Source organism: Friedmanniella luteola, assembly GCF_900105065.1.
GTDB classification, from domain to species: domain Bacteria; phylum Actinomycetota; class Actinomycetes; order Propionibacteriales; family Propionibacteriaceae; genus Microlunatus; species Microlunatus luteolus.
The window spans coordinates 2,370,540-2,389,526 of sequence record NZ_LT629749.1 but is presented as its reverse complement, the minus strand read 5'-3'; the positions used below and the strand labels follow the sequence as shown (position 1 = coordinate 2,389,526).

18 protein-coding genes are annotated in these 18,987 nt (G+C 74.9%); 10 read left to right on the top strand and 8 right to left on the bottom strand.

The window, feature by feature from the left end; genetic code table 11:
• Positions 1 to 111: 111 nt before the first annotated feature.
• The 4 genes from BLT72_RS11310 to deoC all read left to right on the top strand — a co-directional run bounded on the left by BLT72_RS11310 (position 112) and on the right by deoC (position 4,430).
• A complete protein-coding gene (locus BLT72_RS11310) occupies positions 112 to 1,164 on the top strand; it encodes a galactitol-1-phosphate 5-dehydrogenase (protein WP_231929988.1) in 1,053 nt (350 codons plus the stop codon).
• Between the two features lie 2 nt (positions 1,165 to 1,166).
• On the top strand, positions 1,167 to 2,687 hold the full coding sequence (locus BLT72_RS11305; RefSeq protein ID WP_091412993.1) for an FGGY-family carbohydrate kinase: 1,521 nt from the start codon (positions 1,167 to 1,169) through the stop codon (positions 2,685 to 2,687).
• Complete coding sequence (locus tag BLT72_RS11300) at positions 2,684 to 3,634, top strand: sugar-binding transcriptional regulator (protein WP_091412992.1); 951 nt, start codon at positions 2,684 to 2,686, stop codon at positions 3,632 to 3,634. Before BLT72_RS11305 ends, BLT72_RS11300 begins: the two co-directional genes overlap by 4 nt.
• Before the next feature lie 94 nt (positions 3,635 to 3,728).
• Positions 3,729 to 4,430: a deoxyribose-phosphate aldolase gene (deoC, locus tag BLT72_RS11295; RefSeq protein WP_091412991.1), complete on the top strand. Its 702-nt coding sequence runs from the start codon at positions 3,729 to 3,731 to the stop codon at positions 4,428 to 4,430.
• 101 nt (positions 4,431 to 4,531) lie between these two features.
• On the opposite strand, the gene BLT72_RS11290 is transcribed toward deoC, so the two are convergent.
• From BLT72_RS11290 to BLT72_RS11270, 5 genes are all read right to left on the bottom strand, one after another.
• The gene (locus BLT72_RS11290; protein ID WP_091412990.1) at positions 4,532 to 5,104 is read right to left on the bottom strand and encodes a hypothetical protein; all 573 of its coding nucleotides are present in this window, start codon (positions 5,102 to 5,104) and stop codon (positions 4,532 to 4,534) included.
• A 12-nt stretch (positions 5,105 to 5,116) separates the two neighbouring features.
• The gene (locus BLT72_RS11285) at positions 5,117 to 6,262 is read right to left on the bottom strand and encodes a zinc-dependent alcohol dehydrogenase (RefSeq protein WP_091412989.1); all 1,146 of its coding nucleotides are present in this window, start codon (positions 6,260 to 6,262) and stop codon (positions 5,117 to 5,119) included.
• Positions 6,263 to 6,390: 128 nt separating this feature from the next.
• Positions 6,391 to 6,702, bottom strand: coding sequence for an AzlD domain-containing protein (locus BLT72_RS11280; protein WP_091412988.1), 312 nt, complete (start codon positions 6,700 to 6,702; stop codon positions 6,391 to 6,393).
• Entirely contained in the window at positions 6,699 to 7,415 is a 717-nt protein-coding gene (locus BLT72_RS11275) for an AzlC family ABC transporter permease (protein WP_091412987.1), read from the bottom strand. The genes BLT72_RS11280 and BLT72_RS11275 overlap by 4 nt, the downstream gene beginning before the upstream one ends.
• Positions 7,412 to 8,179: a DUF554 domain-containing protein gene (locus BLT72_RS11270; RefSeq protein ID WP_091412986.1), complete on the bottom strand. Its 768-nt coding sequence runs from the start codon at positions 8,177 to 8,179 to the stop codon at positions 7,412 to 7,414. Before BLT72_RS11270 ends, BLT72_RS11275 begins: the two co-directional genes overlap by 4 nt.
• A 110-nt stretch (positions 8,180 to 8,289) precedes the next feature.
• On the opposite strand from BLT72_RS11270, the gene hisD reads away from it, so the two are divergent.
• The 6 genes from hisD to BLT72_RS11240 are packed head-to-tail and all read left to right on the top strand — an operon-like array spanning position 8,290 to position 14,376.
• Positions 8,290 to 9,621: a histidinol dehydrogenase gene (gene hisD / locus BLT72_RS11265; RefSeq protein ID WP_425349202.1), complete on the top strand. Its 1,332-nt coding sequence runs from the start codon at positions 8,290 to 8,292 to the stop codon at positions 9,619 to 9,621.
• Positions 9,618 to 10,778, top strand: coding sequence for a histidinol-phosphate transaminase (locus BLT72_RS11260; RefSeq protein WP_091412984.1), 1,161 nt, complete (start codon positions 9,618 to 9,620; stop codon positions 10,776 to 10,778). Before hisD ends, BLT72_RS11260 begins: the two co-directional genes overlap by 4 nt.
• Positions 10,775 to 11,422 carry an imidazoleglycerol-phosphate dehydratase HisB gene (gene hisB / locus BLT72_RS11255; protein WP_091412983.1) on the top strand — a complete coding sequence of 216 codons (648 nt, stop codon included), beginning with the start codon at positions 10,775 to 10,777 and terminating at the stop codon, positions 11,420 to 11,422. Before BLT72_RS11260 ends, hisB begins: the two co-directional genes overlap by 4 nt.
• Positions 11,419 to 12,066 (top strand): imidazole glycerol phosphate synthase subunit HisH, encoded by a 648-nt coding sequence (hisH, locus tag BLT72_RS11250; RefSeq protein ID WP_091412980.1) that lies wholly within the window; start codon positions 11,419 to 11,421, stop codon positions 12,064 to 12,066. Before hisB ends, hisH begins: the two co-directional genes overlap by 4 nt.
• A gap of 10 nt (positions 12,067 to 12,076) precedes the next feature.
• Positions 12,077 to 13,066, top strand: a complete 990-nt coding sequence (locus tag BLT72_RS11245) for an HAD-IA family hydrolase (protein WP_157720444.1) — start codon at positions 12,077 to 12,079, stop codon at positions 13,064 to 13,066.
• 35 nt (positions 13,067 to 13,101) lie between these two features.
• The gene (locus BLT72_RS11240; protein ID WP_091412978.1) at positions 13,102 to 14,376 is read left to right on the top strand and encodes a DUF6716 putative glycosyltransferase; all 1,275 of its coding nucleotides are present in this window, start codon (positions 13,102 to 13,104) and stop codon (positions 14,374 to 14,376) included.
• A gap of 40 nt (positions 14,377 to 14,416) precedes the next feature.
• Here the strand turns inward: BLT72_RS11240 and BLT72_RS11235 are convergent, their stop codons facing one another.
• The 3 genes from BLT72_RS11235 to BLT72_RS11225 are packed head-to-tail and all read right to left on the bottom strand — an operon-like array spanning position 14,417 to position 18,922.
• The gene (locus BLT72_RS11235; RefSeq protein WP_091412976.1) at positions 14,417 to 15,448 is read right to left on the bottom strand and encodes a class I SAM-dependent methyltransferase; all 1,032 of its coding nucleotides are present in this window, start codon (positions 15,446 to 15,448) and stop codon (positions 14,417 to 14,419) included.
• Positions 15,445 to 16,968, bottom strand: a complete 1,524-nt coding sequence (locus tag BLT72_RS11230) for a polysaccharide pyruvyl transferase family protein (protein ID WP_091412974.1) — start codon at positions 16,966 to 16,968, stop codon at positions 15,445 to 15,447. The genes BLT72_RS11235 and BLT72_RS11230 overlap by 4 nt, the downstream gene beginning before the upstream one ends.
• The gene (locus tag BLT72_RS11225; RefSeq protein WP_172826058.1) at positions 16,961 to 18,922 is read right to left on the bottom strand and encodes an alpha-2,3-sialyltransferase; all 1,962 of its coding nucleotides are present in this window, start codon (positions 18,920 to 18,922) and stop codon (positions 16,961 to 16,963) included. The genes BLT72_RS11230 and BLT72_RS11225 overlap by 8 nt, the downstream gene beginning before the upstream one ends.
• Positions 18,923 to 18,987: the final 65 nt, after the last annotated feature.

Here is an 18,987-nt window from a genome sequence, read left to right as displayed (position 1 = left end):
CCACGCGCCTCGAGGCGCGGGTGCTCATCTGAGCAAAGAGGCCAACAGATGTTGCCGGGCCGTGCGGAGCCCGTTAGCGTCGGAGGACCGCCCCAGCCTCGAGGAGACCCCGTGCCGGACCTGCCCAGCTCGATGACCGCCGCCGTGATGCACGCCCCCGGCGACATCCGCGTCGAGGAGGTGCCCGTGCCGACCCCGGGGGCGGGCGAGGTGCTGCTCAAGGTGGCGGCCTGCGGCGTCTGCGGCTCCGACATCCCCCGGATGCTCCGCAACGGCGGCTACGTCATGCCGATCATCTGCGGCCACGAGTTCTCCGCCCACGTGGAGACCCTGGGGGAGGGCGTCACCGGCTTCAGCCCGGGCGACCTCGTCTCGGTGCCGCCGCTGATCCCGTGCCGGCACTGCGACTTCTGCGTCCGTGGCGACTTCGGGCTCTGCGAGGACTACGACTACTTCGGCAGCCGCAGCGACGGCGCGTACGCGCAGTACGTCGTCTCGCCCGTCGGCAACCTGCTGCCGATGCCGGAGGGCCTCGACCCCCGGGCCGCCGCGATGCTCGACCCGGCCGCCATCGCCCTGCACGCGCTCTGGAAGACCGGCCTGCGGGCCGGGCACCGGGTGCTCGTGGTCGGCGCGGGCCCGATCGGGCTGTTCGCGGTCCAGTGGGCCCGGCTGCACGGGGCCGCCGAGGTGGTCACGATCGACCTGAGCGAGGAGAAGTCGGCGATGGCCCGCGAGGCGGGCGCCGACCACGCCGTCCAGACCCTCGACGAGGCCAGAGCGGTGGCCGGCCGCGGCTTCGACGTCGTGCTCGAGTCGGCCGGGGTCCCGGTCACCGCGGACATGGCGGCCCGGCTGGTGGGACCGAAGGGCCACGCGGTCTTCGTCGGCATCCCGCACGCGCCGGTGGAGCTCGCCAAGGAGACCTGGAACCAGTTCCTGCGGCTCGAGGTCACCCTGCACGGTTCCTGGAACTCGTTCTCGGCGCCGTTCCCCGGCGACGAGTGGCGGGTCGCCGCGGCCAAGATGGCGAGCGGTGAGCTGCGCTGGGAGTTCATGATCACCCACGAGCTGCCGCTGGCCGCCCTGCCCGAGATGATGCAGAAGCTCGGGGCCCGGTCGGAGCACTCCTCCAAGGTGATCTTCGTCCCGAACGCGGGCTGAGCGTGGGCCTGCTGCTGGCCCTCGACCTCGGCACGGAGGGCGCCCGGGTCGGGGCCTTCACCGAGGACGGCACCGCCCTCGGCTCGGTGCACCGGCCCTACGCCACCACCTTCCCGCGCGCGGGCTGGGCCGAGCAGGACCCGGAGGCGTGGTGGTCCGCCGTCGTCGACGCGGCCCGCACCCTGCTGGCCACCGACGCCTGCCGGGCCGCCGGGCCGGTCCTCGCCGTCGCCTCCGCCACCACGGCCTCGACCGTCGCCGTCCTCGACGCCGACGGGCGGCCGCTGCGGCCGGCGATCCTGTGGATGGACTCCCGGGCCTCGGCCCAGGCGGCGCGGACGGCCGCGCTGGCCGAGCGCCACCCGGTGCTGGCGTGGTCGGGCGGCTCGGACGCGTCCGAGTGGCTGCTGCCCAAGGCCGTGTGGCTCAAGGAGAACGAGCCGGCGACCTGGGCGCGGGCGGCGCGCGTCGTCGAGGCCCTGGACTACCTGACGTTCCGGCTGACCGGCCGCTGGGTCGGGTCGCAGATGAACGCCGTCTGCAAGTACAACTACGACGGCCTGCGCGGCGCCTTCCCGGTCGCGCTGTACGCCGACCTCGGCGTCGCCGACCTGGTCGAGCGGCTGCCCGACGAGATCCGTCCCGTCGGGTCGGTCGCCGGGCCCCTGACCCGGGAGGCGGCCGACCTCTTCGGCACCGCACCGGGCGCCCCGGTCGTGGTCGGGGGGATCGACGCGCACGTCTCGCTGCTCTCCTGCGGCGCGTCCGACGACGTCGTCTCCCTGGTGTCGGGGACCTCCTCGGCGATCGTCGCCGAGGTCGACGAGCCGACCGAGACCACCGAGATCTGGGGGCCCTACCCGCACGCCCTGCGGACCACGAAGTGGCTGGTCGAGGGCGGCCAGGTGACCAGCGGCTCGGTGCTGACCTGGGCCGGCGAGGGCATCATGGGCGTCGCCCGGGAGGACCTGTCCGCCCTCGTCGAGGGCGCCTCGCGCGTCGAGGCCGGCGCCCACGGGCTGCTGGCCCTGGACACCTTCATGGGCAACCGGACGCCGTACCGCGACGCCCGGCTGCGCGGCGCCGTCGTCGGGCTCACCCTTGGCACGACGCGGGAGGAGCTGTACCGGGCCGCCGTCGAGGCGGTCGCCTGCGGCACCCGGGGGGTCGTCGAGTCCTTTGAGCGGGCCGGCGTCGCCTGCGGCCGGCTGGTCTTCTCCGGCGGCATCGAGAAGAACCGGCTCTGGCAGCAGGTCACCGTGGACGTGCTGGGCCGGGAGGTCGAGATCGTCGACGGCGACAACCTGACCCTGCGGGCCTGCGCGGTGATCGGCGCCGCCGGCGCGGGTCTGGTCGCCGGGCTCGACGAGGGTGCGGCGGCCCACGCGCCCCGGACCCGCACCCTGACCCCGGACGCCGGGCGGCACGCGCTCTACCGGCAGACCTACGCCGACTACGTCGGGCTGATGCAGGCCCTGACCCCGCTGATGCACGCCTCGGTCGACCGGCTGGCGGCCCGGTGAGCACCCCGACGCCGGACCGGACGACGCTGCTGCTGGACGTCGCGCAGCGCTACTGGGAGCAGGGCCGCACCCAGGAGGACATCGGCCACGAGCTGCACCTCACCCGCTGGAAGGTGGGCCGGCTGCTGGAGGAGGCCCGCGCCGAGGGGATCGTGCAGATCACCGTCGTGCACCCGCGCGCCCGGCGCCGCGACCTCGAGGCCGAGCTGCGGGCCCGGTTCGGGCTGCGGGACTGCGTCGTCGTGCCCACCCCGAGCGGTCCGGCCGCCGGCAGCACCCACGTCGCCCTGGCCGCTGCCGACCTGCTGCGCAGCCGCGGCCGGGCGCTCCGCACGCTGGGCGTCTCGTGGGGCAACACCCTCCAGGAGGTGGCGGCCGTGCTGCCCGCCGGCTGGACCACCGGGCTCGAGGTCGTCCAGGTCAACGGCAGCGTGAGCCGCTCCGTGCGGCCCACGACCGCGGCCGACGTGGCCCTGAGCATCGCCCGCAGCGGCAACGGCCGCGCCACCCTGCTGCCGCTCCCGGCGATCGTCGAGCACGCCAGCACCCGGACCGCGCTGTACGCCGAGTCCTCGGTCCGCGACACCCTGGCCCGCGCCCGCGCGGCGGACGCCCTGCTGTTCTCCCTCGGCGCGCTGAGCCCCGACTCCGTGCTGGTGCAGAGCGGGGCGGTGACCGCCGCCGAGCTCGAGCGGCTGCGGGCGGCCGGAGCCTGCGGCGACGTCCTCGGCCACTACGTCACCGCGGACGGGCACGTGGCCGACGCGGAGGTCGAGGCCCGCACCGTCGGCCTGACGCTCGACGACCTCCGCGGCGCGGGCCAGGCCATCGCCGTCGCGTCCGGCCCCGCCAAGGCGGCCGTCATCGCCGCCGCCCTGACCAGCGGCCTCTGCTCGGTCCTGGTCACCGACGAGGACGCGGCCCGCCGTGCCCTGAGCGCGGCCTGAGGCGGCGACGCGGGACGATGCCCGTGCACCCCCGGACCGGTCCACCCCGGACCGATCAAGCCCAGACGCAGCAGCACCGACGGAAGGCACGCCCATGACCGACAACCGCATCCCCGAGCTCACCCCGGCCGCGGTCGCGCGGCTGATCGACCACACCCTGCTCAAGCCCGAGGCCACGGTCGCCGACGTCGAGGCGCTGGTCGCCGAGGCGGTCGCGCTCGGCACCTACTCGGTGTGCGTCTCGCCGTCGATGCTGCCCCTCGCCGTGCCGGCGGGCAGCGGCCTCAAGATCGCGGCGGTCACGGGGTTCCCGAGCGGGAAGCACACCTCGGCGACCAAGGCGGCCGAGGCGGCGCAGGCGGTCGCGGCCGGGGCCGACGAGATCGACATGGTGATCGACGTGGGCGCCGCCAAGGCGCACGACTTCGACGCGGTGCAGGCCGACGTCACCAGCGTCCGGGCCGCCGTGCCGGCTCCGACCGTGCTCAAGGTCATCATCGAGGCCGCGGCGCTGAGCGACGAGGAGATCGTCGGGGTCTGCCGGGCCGCGGTCGAGGCGGGCGCGGACTTCGTCAAGACCTCCACCGGGTTCCACCCCTCCGGCGGGGCGACCGAGCACGCCGTCCGGCTGATGGCCGAGACGGTGGGCGACCGCGCGCACGTCAAGGCTTCCGGCGGGGTCCGCACCCTCGACGACGCCCGCCGGATGGTCGCGGCCGGCGCCACCCGGCTCGGCGTCTCCGGCTCCCGCGCCCTGCTGGGCTCCGACCCGGCCGAGGGCGCGGCGGGGTACTGACCTCCCGGACCGCGGTGGTCGGGACGAGTGGTGAGGAGTTCGACCGGGTGGTCGCGGTCGGACTCCTCACAGGACCTCACGCGGGGCGCGCGGGCCCGTGGTCAGGACCGGTGTCGGCGGACGGCGCGCAGGGCCACCCAGCCGAGCGCACCGGCGGCCACCCACGGCCCGGCCACCACGACGGGGTCGAGCCACTGGTGGTTGACGTCGGCCCGGTCGTGCCCCGCACGTGAGCTCAGGCCGTGCCGGCGCGCCTCGCTGAGCACGCCCGTCTCGGTGACCGGGTTGTCCGGCCGCAGCGACGCGAAGGAGCGCAGGTGCGCCCCCGTGGCGTCGACGCGGTCGGCGGCGATGAGCAGCAGCCAGTGGGCGGACCGGCCCTCGCCGAACCGGCGGTAGGCGTACTTCCGGATGGCCCCGGAGACGCCGTGCGTCGGCTGGGCTGTGCCGAAGACGGGCGGCAGCATCCCGTGCTCGATGGACCGCTCGCGCGGCGCGAGCTCGGGCTGGCGCTCGGGGAAGTCCCAGTGCGCGCCGCTGGCGGCCGGGTCGAACTGCTCGCGCGGGAACGCGGGCCGGTCGGCGGGGTCCAGGTCGGCCCCCCAGCCGGGGATGCGGGCACGCAGCTGCTCGGGGGTCTCGGGCAGGGGCGGGTGGTCGGCGGTGTAGGTCATCAGGGTCCTTCCTCAGGCGCCGGGCTCGATGAGCGTCTTGATGCAGCCGTCGAGCTTCGCCGAGAACATGTGGTAGCCCTCGGCGATGTGCTCCAGCGGCAGCCGGTGGGTGACGATCCCGCTGGGCTTCAGGTAGCCGTTCTGGATGTGGGAGAGCAGCCGCGGCCACTGCCGCTTGACCGGCGTCTGGTTGCCGCGGATCGTCAGGCCCTTGTTCAGGGCGTCGCCGAACTTGACCATGTTCGGCACCGGGCCGTAGGCGCCGACGACGGAGACCGTCCCGCCCTTCCGCACGCTGTCGATGGCCCAGTTCAGCGCCACCGGGGAGCCGCCCTGCAGCTTGAGCTTGGTGCCGGTGAGCACCTGGCGGAAGTTCCCGTCAGCCTCGGCGCCGACCGCGTCGATCACCCGGTCGGCCCCCAGCCAGCCGGTGGTCTTCTTCATCTCCACGACGATGTCGTCGAACTCGGCGAAGTTGCGGGTCTCGGCGTGGGCGAAGGTGCGCGCCTTCTCCAACCGGTAGTCGAGGTGGTCGATGACGATGACCCGGCCGGCGCCCATCAGCCAGGCCGAGGCGGCGGCGTAGAGGCCGACCGGCCCGGCCCCGAAGACGGCCACCACGTCGCCCTCGACGATGTCGGCCAGCTGGGCGCCGAAGTAGCCCGTCGCCAGGGCGTCGGTGCAGAGCACGGCGTCCTCGTCGGTCAGCCAGGCGGGGATCTTCGCGGGTCCGACGTCGGCGAACGGCACCCGCACGTACTCGGCCTGGCCGCCGTCGTAACCCCCCGTGGTGTGGGAGTAGCCGTAGATCCCGCCGACCGCGGTGGCGTTCGGGTTGACGTTGTGGCAGTTGGAGTAGAGGCCGCGCGCGCAGTAGAAGCAGGAGCCGCAGTAGATGTTGAAGGGCACCATGACCCGGTCGCCGACCTGCAGGTTCTGCACCGACGGGCCCACCTCGTGCACCACGCCGATGAACTCGTGGCCGAAGGTGTGGCCGACCCGGGTGTCCGGCATCAGCCCGTGGTAGAGGTGCAGGTCGGACCCGCAGATCGCCGCCAGGGCCACCTTGATGATCGCGTCGTTCGGGTGCTCGATCCGCGGGATGTCCTTCTCCTCGACCCGGATCTTGTAGGGCCCGCGGTAGACCATCGCCTGCATCCGTACCTCCTCAGCTCGGTCCTGCTCCTCACGGACCAGTACCCGGGCAGGGCCCGCGCTAACGGCGAGGAGACCTCCGTCGACAGCGGCGCCGGTGGCCGGTCTCCCGCAGCCGCCGGCGGGAGCGCTCAGGTCAGCAGCCGCAGCAGCGCGGTCACGGCGATGGCGGTGAGGAACACGACGAGGAACCCGCGGCGCAGCAGCAGCGCGACGACGGCGGCGGCCACCCCCACCAGCACGCGCCAGTCGACCGCGTAGCGACCGCCGCCGTCGACCAGCTGGACGGCGACGAGCGCGGCGAGCATGGCGACCGGCAGGAAGGCCGCCACCCGCTGGACCCGGGGGTGGGCCAGCACCGACTCCGGCAGCGACAGCCCGGCCAGCTTGGTCAGGTAGCTGCCGACGGCGGCGACCAGCAGGGCCACCCAGAGCGCGGTCACGACGTCGCCTCCGGCCCTTCCCCGGGGCCGGGTCGCAGCCCCGCCAGCACGGCGACGCCGGCCGAGGCCAGCACGGGCACGCCCTCGGGGGCGACCGGCACGAGGGCCAGCGCGACGGCGGCGCCGGCGACGGCCACCCAGCGCGCCTCGACGCGCTTCAGCCCGGGCCACAGCAGCGCGAGGAAGACGGCCGGCCCGGCGGCGTCGAGGCCGAGGTCGGACGGGTCGACGACCCCGCCGGCGAGCGCCCCGGCCAGCGTGCCCAGCTGCCACAGCGCGCACAGCACGAGGCCGGTCGACCAGAACGCGTAGCGCTGCAGCCGGACGCCCGGCTGGCCGACCGCCATCGCCGTCGTCTCGTCGATGACGAAGTGCGCGGTCCACAACCGGGCGAGCCCCCGCGGGGCCAGCACCGAGGTGAGCGTCACGCCGTAGAACGCGTTCCGCAGCCCCAGCAGCAGGGCGGCCGCCACCGCGGTGACCGTCGAGCCCCCGGCGGCCGCCACCCCCGTGAAGGCGAACTGGGAGGCGCCGGAGAACATCACCAGGCTGAGCACCATCGCCTGCCCGACGCTGAGGCCCGAGCCCACCGCGACGGCGCCGAACGAGGCCCCGAAGGCCCCCGCGTACAGGCCGATGCCCAGCGCCGCCCGCAGCACCGACCGGCGGTCCGCGGCCTCGTCGGGCGCGTCGGCGGAGGCCGGCGCGCTCACCGGGACGCCGCCACGAGCGCGACCAGCAGCGGGGCGACGAGCAGCGCCGGCAGCAGGTTGCCCACCGGCACCTGGCGGATCCGCAGCAGCCGCAGCCCGACGCCGAGCAGCAGCAGGCCGCCCGTCGCCGTCAGCGCGTCGAGGTGCGCGGGGGGCAGGACGTCCCCGACCACCAGACCGACGACGGTCAGCAGCCCCTGCACGACGGCGACCGTCAGGGCCGAGGCCAGCACGCCGACGCCCAGGGAGGCGGCGAAGGCGATGGCGGCGAAGCCGTCGAGGGTGGCCTTCAGGTACAGCTGCTCGGCGCCCAGCCCGAGGCCGTCGGACAGGGACCCCAGGATGGTCAGCGGGCCGACGCAGAACACCAGCGACGAGGACACGAAGGCCTCGATGAACCGCTCCCGCGCCTGCGCGTGCGGCCCCTCGACCAGCCCGTCACGGCGGCCGAGCCGGCTCCGGATCCAGCCGCCGAGGTCCTCCAGGCGCCGCTCGACGTCCACCAGCGAGCCGACGATGCCGCCCAGCAGCAGCGAGCCCAGCACGATCAGCACCGGGGCCGAGCTCCCGACGACGTCGGCCAGCACGGCGGAGCCCACCGAGGCGGCCGACAGCCCGCCGATCAGCAGGGTGACCAGGCCGAGCCCGTCGGTGACGGTGTCCCGGGTCCGCGCGGGCAGCCGGTGACCGAGCAGCAGGCCGAGGCCCGACCCCGCGAGCACGGTGGCGACGTTGACGAGCGTGCCGACGCCCGGGAAGGTCATGGCGGTCCTGTCGTGAGGGGTGGGGGAGGAGCCGGCTGAGCCTAGCGGGGCCCGCTGACGGCGCTGAGAACCCGGCGGGGCTGTCGGAGCCGCTCCGTAGGATGGCGGGCGTGCTGAGGACGATCGACCTGCGGGGCCGCCTGGCGGCCGGGACACGGCTGGACTACGCCACGGTGGTGCCGCGCGCCGTCTTCGACGTCGCGGCGGCCGTGGAGGTGGTGCGGCCGATCTGCGACGACGTGGCCACGCGGGGCGCCATCGCCCTGGCCGAGTACTCCGAGCGCTTCGACCACGTCGTCCCGCCGTCGTTCCGGGTGCCGGCGGCGGCGCTCGCCGCCGCCCTCGACGGACTCGACCCCGACGTCCGCGCGGCCTTCGAGGAGTCCACCCGGCGGCGCCGGCTGGTGAGCGAGGCCGAGCTGGGCGAACGCGCCGTCGACGTGCAGGTCGCACCGGGCGCGCAGGTCACCCAGCGGATGATCCCGGTCCGCCGCGTCGGGCTCTACGTCCCGGGTGGGCTGGCCCCGCTGGCGTCCAGCGTGATCATGAACGTGGTGCCGGCCCAGGTCGCGGGCGTGCAGTCGATCGCCGTCGCGTCCCCGCCCCAGCGCGAGTTCGGCGGGCTGCCGCACCCCAGCATCCTGGCGCTGTGCCACCTGCTGGGCGTCGAGGAGGTCTACGCCGTCGGCGGGGCGCAGGCCGTCGCCATGTTCGGCTACGGGGTCCCCGGGCTGTGCCCGCGCGTCGACCTGGTGACCGGGCCGGGCAACATCTACGTCGTCGCGGCCAAGCGACTGCTCAAGGGCCGGGTGGGCATCGACTCCGAGGCCGGCACCACCGAGATCGCCGTGCTGGCCGACTCCTCCGCCGACCCGGTGCACGTGGCCGCCGACCTCGTCAGCCAGGCCGAGCACGACCCGATGGCCGCCGCGGTCCTGGTCACCGACGCCCCGGACCTCGCCGCGGCGGTCGAGCGCGAGCTCCAGGAGCAGGTGGACGTCACGAAGCACGCCGACCGGGTCCGCACCGCCCTCGGCGGCCAGCAGTCGGCCGTCATCCTGGTGGACGACGTCGAGCAGGGCCTGGAGGTCGTCGACGCCTACGCCGCCGAGCACCTGGAGATCCAGACCCGCGACGCGGCGGCGGTCGCCGCCCGGGTGCGCAACGCGGGCGCGATCTTCGTGGGGCCGTGGTCGCCGGTGTCGCTCGGCGACTACTCCGCCGGCAGCACGCACGTGCTGCCCACGGCCGGCTGCGCCTGCCACTCCTCGGGGCTGAACGTCAAGAGCTTCCTCAAGGCGGTGCACGTCGTCAGCTACACCGAGGACGCGCTGGCGGCGGTGGCCCGGCACGTCGAGGTGTTCGCCGACGCCGAGAACCTGCCCGCTCACGGTGCAGCGGTCAGCCGGCGGTTCCCCCGCGGCGCGGGCACCGTCCGATGAGCGCCCCGACGGTCACCGGCACGGCGACGCCCACGCTGGCCGAGCTGCCGCTGCGGCCGGAGCTGGTGGGGGAGGAGCCCTACGGTGCGCCGCAGCTGGACGTCCCCGTCCGCCTCAACGTCAACGAGAACCCGTACCCGCCGAGCCCGTCCGTGGTCGCCGAGATCGCCACGGCCGTCGCCCGGGCCGCCGGCTCGGTGAACCGCTACCCCGACCGCGACGCGCTGGCGCTGCGCGCGGACCTGGCGGCCTACCTCGGCCACGGCCTGGCCGCCGAGCAGCTCTGGGCGGCGAACGGCAGCAACGAGGTGATGACGCACGTCCTGCAGGCCTTCGGCGGACCGGGCCGCACGGTGCTGTCCTTCGCGCCGACCTACTCGATGTACCCGGAGTACGCCCGGAACACCCACACCGCCTGGGTGACCGTCCCGCGGACGGCGGACTTCCGCATCGACGCCGACGCGGCCGTCGCCGCGATCGCCGAGCACGCCCCCGACGTCGTCCTCGTCACCAGCCCCAACAACCCGACCGGCACCGCCGTCGACCTGACCACGGTGCGCGCGATCTGCGACGCGACGGCGGGCGTCGTCGTCGTCGACGAGGCCTACGTCGAGTTCGCGCGCACCGGTACGCCCAGCGCGCTGGAGCTGCTGCCGGCGTACCCACGGCTCGCCGTCAGCCGCACCATGTCCAAGGCCTTCGCCTTCGCGGGCGGCCGCCTCGGCTACCTGGCCGCCGCACCCGCGTTCGTCGACGCCCTCCGCGTCGTCCGGCTGCCCTACCACCTCTCGGCGCTCACCCAGGCCGTCGCCCGGGTGGCGCTCGCCCACGCGCCGGAGATGCTCGCCGCCGTCGACCAGCTGCGGGTGGCCCGCGACGACGTCGCCCGCTGGCTCGTGCGCCAAGGGCTGGAGGTGGCGGAGTCCGACGCGAACTTCGTGCTCTTCGGCCGGTTCGCCGACCGGCACGCCGTCTGGCAGGCGCTGCTCGACCGGGGCGTGCTCATCCGCGAGACCGGGCCCGCGGGCTGGCTGCGGGTCTCCGCCGGCACCCCGGCCGAGATGGCCGCCTTCACCACCGCCCTCGCCGAGGTGCTGGCGACGCCCGACGCGTCCCGCGCCGCCCCCGCGACCGACCCCCAGGAAGGCCCCCGATGACCGAGCGCCGCCCCCGCACCGCCACGATCGAGCGGATCACGTCGGAGTCCCTCGTCCGGCTCAGCCTGGACCTGGACGGGACCGGGGAGTCCAAGATCTCCACCGGCGTGGGCTTCTACGACCACATGCTCACCGCACTGGCCCGGCACTCCCTCATCGACCTCGAGGTCGAGAGCACCGGGGACCTGCACATCGACGCGCACCACACCGTCGAGGACACCGCCATCGTGCTCGGCCAGGCCCTGCGGGAGGCGCTGGGCGACAAGCGCGGGATCCGCCGGTTCGGCGACGCCCTGGTGCCGCTGGACGAGGCACTGGCCCAGGCCGTCGTCGACGTGTCGGGCCGGCCCTACTGCGTGCACACCGGCGAGCCCGAGGGGCAGGCGTTCGCCCGGATCGGGGGCGGCACCCCGGCGGGGCCCGGCGAGCGCGACAGCGTCCCCTACACCGGCTCCCTGACCCGGCACGTCATGGAGACGCTGGCCTTCCACGCCCACCTCTGCCTGCACCTGACCCTGGTCGCCGGCCGCGACCCGCACCACATCGTCGAGGCCCAGTTCAAGGCCGTGGCCCGCGCCCTGCGGGACGCCATCGCCCCCGACGACCGGGTGACCGGGGTCCCCAGCACGAAGGGGACGCTGTGAGCACCCCGACCGCTGGGCGTGCCGACGGCCGGAAGCGGGTCGTCGTCCTCGACTACGGCTCGGGCAACCTGCGGTCGGCGGAGCGCGCCGTCGCGCACGCGGGGGCCGACGTGGTGGTCACCGCCGACCCGGAGCAGGCGCTGGCCGCCGACGGGCTCGTGGTCCCCGGTGTGGGAGCCTTCGCCGCCTGCATGGCCGGGCTGACCGACGTCGGCGGCCCCGGTCTGATCGCCCGTCGGGTGGCCGAGGGCCGCCCGACGCTGGCCATCTGCGTCGGCCACCAGGTGCTGTTCGACGCCGGCATCGAGCACGGCGTCCGCGCCCCGGGCTGCGCCGTCTGGCCGGGCCTCGTCGAGCAGCTCGCCGTGCAGCGGCTGCCGCACATGGGCTGGAACACCGTCGAGCCGCCCGCGGGGAGCGGGCTCTTCGCGGGCATCGAGGACGAGCGGTTCTACTTCGTGCACTCCTACGGGGTGCGGATGCTGGCGGAGACGCCGGGGCGCACCGTCACCTGGGCCGAGCACGAGGGCGACCGCTTCGTCGCCGCCGTCGAGGAGGGCCCGCTGTGGTCCACCCAGTTCCACCCCGAGAAGTCGGGCGAGGCGGGTACCGCCCTCCTCCGCAACTGGGTCGCCACGCTGTGAGCGCCCGCCGGTGACGGCCGCCCCGTCGGTGCTGTTCGACCTCGGCGGGGTCGTCGTCGGCTGGGAGCCCGCGGGCGCCTACGCCGGGGTGCTCCCGCCCGCGGAGGTCGCCGACTTCCTGACCAGGACCGACTTCGGCACCTGGAACCGCGCGGCGGACGCGGGCCGGCCGTTCGCCGACGTCGAGGCCGAGCTGCTGACCCGGTTCCCCGAGGACGCGGCGGCCGTCCGCGCCTACCGGCAGAACTTCGACCGCACCCTGACCGGCCTGGTGCCCGGGACCGGGGCGGTGCTGGCCGAGCTGCAGCAGGCCGGCGTCACCTGCGCGGCGCTCACCAACTGGTCGGCGGAGACCTTCCCCGTCGCCCGGCAGCGGTTCGGCCTGCTCCGGCGCTTCACCGGCGTCCTCGTCTCGGGGGAGGAGCGGCTGGCCAAGCCCGACCCGGCGATCTTCCGGCTCGCGCTGGAACGGTTCGCCCTGGACCCGGCCGGCTGCGTGTTCGTCGACGACTCCCCGGCCAACGTCGAGGCCGCCACGGCGCTGGGGCTCACCGGCCTGCACTTCACCGGCGCCGAGCGCTTCCGGGCCGACCTGGAGCAGCTCGGCCTGCTGGGCCCCCGGGCGGTGCCGGACGAGCCGGTGCTGCACCTGACCGAGGACCGGGTCTGGCGGCGGGCCCTGGCGGACGGTGCCTACCCCTGGTCGGGACGCACCGGCACCTACGAGTCGGAGGGCTTCGTGCACGCCGGCTTCGCCGACCAGGTGGCCGGCACCCGCGCCCGGAAGTACGCCGACCTGCCCGACGACGCGCTGGTGGTCCTGGAGCTTGACGCCCGCACCCTGTCGGTGCCGGTCGTCGTGGAGGACCTCGGGGCCGGGCCGTTCCCGCACCTCTACGGCCCGCTGCCGGTGGACGAGGTCGTCGCCGTGCACCCGTACGGCGGCGCCGACGGCAACACGTCACGGCGCGTTGGCCCTCCGTTCACCACGCGTGCCTAGCGTCGGCGGTCCTGCTCCCCCCAGAACGGACCCCGATGCGACGCGCGCTCTTCGTGGCAGCCTTCGACTCCCAGCTCAAGTGGTGCGCCCGCATCCGCGACGAGCTCGAGCGCCGGGGGTTCACCTCCGAGGTGGTGGTTCCCGACGTCCGCAGCGCGCTCTCCCCGGGGCAGATCGCCGACGCGGGGTTCACCGCCGTCGAGCACGTCACCTGGTCGGAGCTGCTCGACCGCGCGGTCGCCGCCGACGTGGTCGTGTGCAGCCTCTCGGGGCCGTTCACCAAGGGGTTCGTCTTCGACCTGGCCGCCCGGACCGCCGCGGTCGCCGGGCCCGGTCCGGTGGTGGTGACCGGTTGGGTCGGCATCATCATCGACCGGATCACCGGCGGCTACCTGGACCGCTGCGGCTCCGACGTGGTGGCCGTGAACTCCGGCCGCGACCTGGAGCACTTCGAGCGGACGGCCCGCGCCCTGCAGATGCCCGCCGACAACCTGCTGCTGGCCGGCCTGCCGTTCCTCAGCTCCGAGCCCGCCCCGCCGCGGCGGACGCCGGTCCGCCGGCTGCTGCTCGCCGACCAGCCCACCGTGCCGTCGACGGAGGCGGACCGCCGCTTCCTGTACGCCGGCGCCGTCGCGTACGCGCGGGCGCACCCCGACCGCGAGGTGGTCCTCAAGCCGCGGCACCGCCCCGAGGAGGACACCCTGCACCGGATGCAGCACCACCCGGCGGTGCTGCTGGCGGAGGAGGACCTGCCGCCGAACTTCCGCATCGACCACACCCCGATCGCCGAGCTGCTGCCCGACGTCGACCTCCTGGTCACCATGTCCTCGACGGCGTGCCTGGAGGCGCTCGACCACGGCTGCCGGGTGGCCCTGGTCCTCGACCTCGGCGTGCACGAGCGCTTCGGCAACCACGTCTTCCTCGACAGCGGCCTGCTCCGCACCTGGGCCGAGATCACCGACGACCGGCTGGGGGAGGCCGACCCGGCCTGGCTCGCCGGCTACTTCTTCCCGCGCGCGCAGGGCGCGACCGCGGTCGTCGCCGACCGGGTGGAGGCCCTGCTGGACTCCGGGGAGCGACCCGCTCGCGCCGTCCGGGCCTCGGACTACTTCCGCAGCGCCGCGGTCTACCACCGCGCCCAGGAAGCCGTGGCCGCGGTCCCGACGCCTCCGCGGACGCTGCGGCCCCGCGACCTGCTGCCCCCGGTGCTGTACCGACCGGTCGCGCGCGGCCTGCGACGCTGCCGCCCGGTGGCGGCCCGGGCCGTCGCCGAGCTCCAGCACCGCCGCCGCGGGGCGGTCCGCTCCTGAGCGGCACGTCCGGCCGGCGGCCCACCGACGGGGTACCGGCTCAGGGCCGCCGGAGGTAGGCCGAGGTCGCGACGACCCCGACCAGCTCGAGGCGTCCGCCGTCGGCCAGGTAGCGCCGGCCGGCCGCCTCGACGCCGGGCCAGCCGGGGTCGCCCCAGTCGTCCAGGACGACCACCCCGCCGGGGGCGACGACGTCCTGCACCCACCGCAGGTCCCGGTAGACCCCGTCGGCGGCGTGGTCGCCGTCCACCACGACGACGGCGTAGCTCTGCTCCGCCACCTGCCGCCGGACCTCCTCGTCCCCCGAGTAGCCGCGGACCAGCCGGACCTCCTCGGCGCGCAGGCCCAGCGTCGTGAGGTTCCGGCGGGCCACCTCCTCGCTGACCGGGGTGCCGGTCCGGTCGCGCCGGCCGGGCCGGCCGTCCTGCACCTGGGTGCCCGCGAACGGGTCGACGACGGTCAGGGTGCGGAACTCCCCGACGGCCTGGAGCTGGCGCACCAGGGCGGAGGAGAACAGACCGAAGAGGGTGCCGATCTCCAGCACCGGGCCAGGCGGCGGCGCCAGCAGGGTGGGCACGACCAGCTTGCCGAGGATGTTGGGGGTGGTCCCGGCGATCCGGCCGAGCCCACGGCTCTCGTGGTCGAGCAGCGCCCGGTAGGCGCGCCGCAACGGCACCTCGACGTCCTCGACCCCGCTGACGGCGCGGATCTCCGCCCGCAGGTCCTCGACGAGGGCCGCGCTCAGCGTGCGGTCGTCAGGCCGGCCGGCGCCCAGCACCAGGCCGGCGGTGAAGTCCCGGTCGCGCTGGCCCGGGTCCGGACGGTCCACCTCGGCCTGCCGCGCGACCTCGCGGTGGACCAGGGCCAGCACGGCCGCCTCGTCGAGCAGGCCGTCGACCCGCCGCACGGTCGCGTCCAGCCGTTCGCCGAGCGGACCGAGCTCGGCCAGCCGCCGGGCGACCTCGAGGCGCACCCGGCGGTCCAGGGTGCCGGCCAGCCGGTCCTCGAGCCGGCCCGTCAGCAGCCGACGGGCGGCCCGCAGCCGACGGGCCGCCGGGGTCCGGGTGCTCACCGGCGGCGCAGGTCCCGGGCCGCCTCCAGCAGCGGCGCGGGGACCAGCCGGAGGGCGCCCGAGTCCCACCGCGGCCGGGGGGCGCGGCCGGTGCCGTCGTCGACCACCGCGTCGAGCGCGCGCCAGAGGGTGCGCGCCGTCGCCAGGTCGCCGGCGGCGACGGCCTCCCGGGCGCGCCGACGGAGCCAGGACGGCCCGTCGAGACCGGACGGCACCTGCTCCCGGGCGGCGGCGAGGTCGGCGGTCAGGCTGCGGACGCGGCCGTCGGCGGTGTCGCGGTGGACGCCCTGCAGGAAGGCGCGCGCGGCCAGCCCCCGGGCCAGGGGCGGGTAGGGCGTGTGGCTGGGGACCACCGTCGTGCCGGTGATCCGCTGGTAGATGCTGGCCAGGTTGTCCAGGGTCTGGGCGAAGAAGCCGGCGCGGGCCTCGGCCAGCTCCGCCCGCAGGGCCACCCGGTGCTCGGCCGCCTCGTTGACGGCCGCGTGCAGCCGGTCGACGAATCCGTCCTGACGGGGGTCGACGGTCAGCTCGGGGTGGCCGATGTCGCGGGCGAAGTAGCCCGTCTTGTGGTGCACGAGCAGCGACAGCGGGATGGAGCCCATGCCGAAGGGCACCATCTGGGCGTGGCCCCGGGTGCCCAGGATGAACGGCAGGCCGGCGAAGTGCTCGACGCCCTTGTAGAGGCCGTCGGGGTCGTTGAACAGCCGCACCTCCGAGTCCACCAGCCCCGCCGCGGCGGCCCGCTCGGCGAAGCCGAGGTCGGCGCGCGCGTGCGGGACGCTCTCGAGGGTCCAGCCGTCGCCCTTGAGCCGCCGGGCCACCTCCAGCACGTCGGTGTAGATGGCGTCGGCGGAGAAGCCGGCCCGCTCCTGGCGCTTGCCGACGATCATCTGCAGGGCCAGCCGTCGCTCGTCGGGCAGCTCGGGCCGCCACAGGTCGGGGAACAGGTAGGAGGACAGGGTCGTCGGGCAGGGCTGGAACTCCACCCGGTCCCGGCTCGACGGCTCCAGGTAGGGCCTGATCGTCTCGACCGAGCCGGTGTTGCGCAGCCCGAAGAAGACCGACTTCTCCATCACGAGGTTGAGGTGCTCGACGAAGGGGGGCGCGAAGTCCTCCTGGTCGATGAACCGGTTGTTGCCGACGCCGAAGATGATCAGCGGCTTCTCGATCTGGCGGAGCAGGTTCAGCGAGATGTTCCACTGCCAGCCCGAGCGGGAGTTCGCGTTGGTGTCGCGGAGGAACAGCCCGCCGCCGCCGACGACGACGGCGTCGGCGTGCTCGTTGATGTGCCGGACCAGCGCCGGGCCGACCGGGTCGCGCAGCGGGCGGGCGTCGGTCACCTCGAAGTAGCGCCCGTCGCCGAAGCCGTTGAAGACCTGGCGGACGGCCTCGAACAGCAGGGTGTCGCCGTAGTTGCCCAGCGTCTTGATGTCGAAGTGGAAGAGCCGCAGCTTGCGCGCGGGAGCGCCGCCCGACCCGTCCCGCGCTGCCGTCGGGTCCTGCTCGGTGATGTCAGCCACGTCCCACGACCTTCGCGTTGAGCCGGCGGAGCGTCTGCACGACCGCCCGGGCCCGGGCGGCCTGCAGCTCCCGGGTGACGGCCATCGACTCCGGGGCCAGCCGGGCGGCCGTCCGCAGCGTGGCGACGGCCTCGGAGTGGCGGCCCTGCGCCCGCAGCGCCCGGGCCAGCTCGCGGAGCTCGGCCGGGGTGGCCTCCTTGGTCCGCCAGGCGTCCCGGAGCACCTCCTCGGCCTGGGCGAACCGCCGTTTGGCGTTCAGCTTCTGGGCCTGCCGGAACGGCGAGAGCGAGGAGCCCCCCGAGACCTGGAGCCCGGCGTCCTCCCGCGCCTGGGCGGAGGCGACGGCGCGCAGGTCGGTGACCAGCTCGCGCAGCTCCCAGGCCTCGAGGCAGTCCAGCCAGTCGCGGTCCAGCTCGGCGTACCGGTCGTGCGCGGGGTCGCGCAGCGGGTCCCAGGGCTTGTTGCCGACGTAGTGCAGCACCTTGACGTCGGCGTCGGTGTAGAGCGCGGGGTGGTGGGCGAACACCCGCTTGGTGGTGTTGTACTCCACCGGCAGTGCCTCCCACGTGTCCAGGAAGCTGTTGAGGAAGCCCTGGTCCCCGCCGTCGCGGGAGGGGGTCGCGGCCAGCGCGTCGAGCATCCGGCAGAACTGCGCGTGCGAGGGCTCGAGGGCGAGCACGCCGGAGTTGAACTCCCGGCTGCTGGCCCGGTCGAAGCCGGAGTCGGGGGCGGCGGCGAACCCGTGACCGGCGAAGAGCTCGTCGATGTTCTTCCGCACCACGGTGTCGCTGTCCAGGTAGACCAGCCGGTCCAGGAAGTCGAGGCGGAAGACGTTCAGCTTGGTGTAGGTGTGCTGGAAGCGCTGCTGGAACCGCTGGCTGGTGTTGGGGTTGCGGATCTCCGGGACGTCGATGACGTGGATGTCGCTGGCGGCCAGCGCGACCCGGTCGGCGTCCGCGGTGGCCAGGGCCAGCAGCGGGACGTCGCTCACCCGGCGCAGCGAGCCGGCCAGCGCACGGGCGCCGTGGTGGTAGTTGCCGGAGACGACGGTGACGTAGGCGCACCGGCGGCCGTCGACCTCCTGCCACAGCCGGCGGTCGCGGGGCGCGGTGACCACGACCGGGTCGGCGCCGGGCGCGCCGGCCAGGGTGGCCACGACGCGGTCCTTGGGCTCGCCCAGGTGCGCCGTGCTGCCGGCCGCCAGGTCGGGGCCCTCGACCTGCTCCGGGGCGGTGCCGAGGTAGACCGACAGGTTCACCGACTCGCTGAGGTTGTGCACGCGGGCGTCGGGGAACTCCGTCAGGCAGGCCTGCAGGAAGGCGAGGTCGGTGTCGATCGAGTGCGCGCTCTCGTAGCCGGGGGTGATGTCCTTGGCGGTGAGCGCGGCCGCGACCTGGTCGGTGACCGTGTAGCCGTAGCGGGCCTCCGCCGACTCGTACAGGTCGATGCCGGACAGGTACACCTCGCGGAAACCCACCGCCAGGGCGAAGCCGAGCGCCTGCAGCCCGGTCGTCGGCAGCCCGGGGCGGCTCATGAACCGGCGGGCCAGCCGGGGGTGCCGCGCCACCACGGCCCAGTGGTCCTGCTGCACGACGTCGACGTCGAGGAGCTGGTTCCCCCAGCCGTCCCCGTCCCGTCCGGACGGCAGCTGCATGGGGGACAGCAGCCGGTCGACCGTGTACCGGCCGCTCCGGATCTCCTGGGCGAGCGTCTCCTCCAGCGTCTGGTTCGGCACGGAGAAGAACCAGGCGTCGACGTGGCTGCCGAAGTGGTAGTGGCTCTCCAGGAAGAACCAGTTCATCCGGAAGACGACGGGGTCGGCGGGCAGCCGGTGCTGCGGGGGCACGGCGGCGGAGGGTCCGTTGCCGGCGATCACGAGCGGCCGGTGGACGAGGGGGGCGAACGAGGCGATCTCCCGCTCACCCGGCTGCTCGGTGAGGGAGGCGGTTCGCATGGGCGGCATGGAGCTCGGCTTTCGTCGACGGACGTAGTGCACGCATGCTGGCGAGCCCAGGTGAA

Coding starts and splice junctions, on each gene's coding strand:
- deoC (WP_091412991.1), top strand. CDS start 3,729: ATGACCGACAACCGCATCCCCGAGCTCACCCCGGCCGCGGTCGCGCGG.
- BLT72_RS11290 (WP_091412990.1), bottom strand. CDS start 5,104: ATGACCTACACCGCCGACCACCCGCCCCTGCCCGAGACCCCCGAGCAG.
- BLT72_RS11285 (WP_091412989.1), bottom strand. CDS start 6,262: ATGCAGGCGATGGTCTACCGCGGGCCCTACAAGATCCGGGTCGAGGAG.
- BLT72_RS11270 (WP_091412986.1), bottom strand. CDS start 8,179: ATGACCTTCCCGGGCGTCGGCACGCTCGTCAACGTCGCCACCGTGCTC.
- BLT72_RS11260 (WP_091412984.1), top strand. CDS start 9,618: ATGAGCGCCCCGACGGTCACCGGCACGGCGACGCCCACGCTGGCCGAG.
- hisB (WP_091412983.1), top strand. CDS start 10,775: ATGACCGAGCGCCGCCCCCGCACCGCCACGATCGAGCGGATCACGTCG.
- BLT72_RS11240 (WP_091412978.1), top strand. CDS start 13,102: ATGCGACGCGCGCTCTTCGTGGCAGCCTTCGACTCCCAGCTCAAGTGG.
- BLT72_RS11225 (WP_172826058.1), bottom strand. CDS start 18,922: ATGCGAACCGCCTCCCTCACCGAGCAGCCGGGTGAGCGGGAGATCGCC.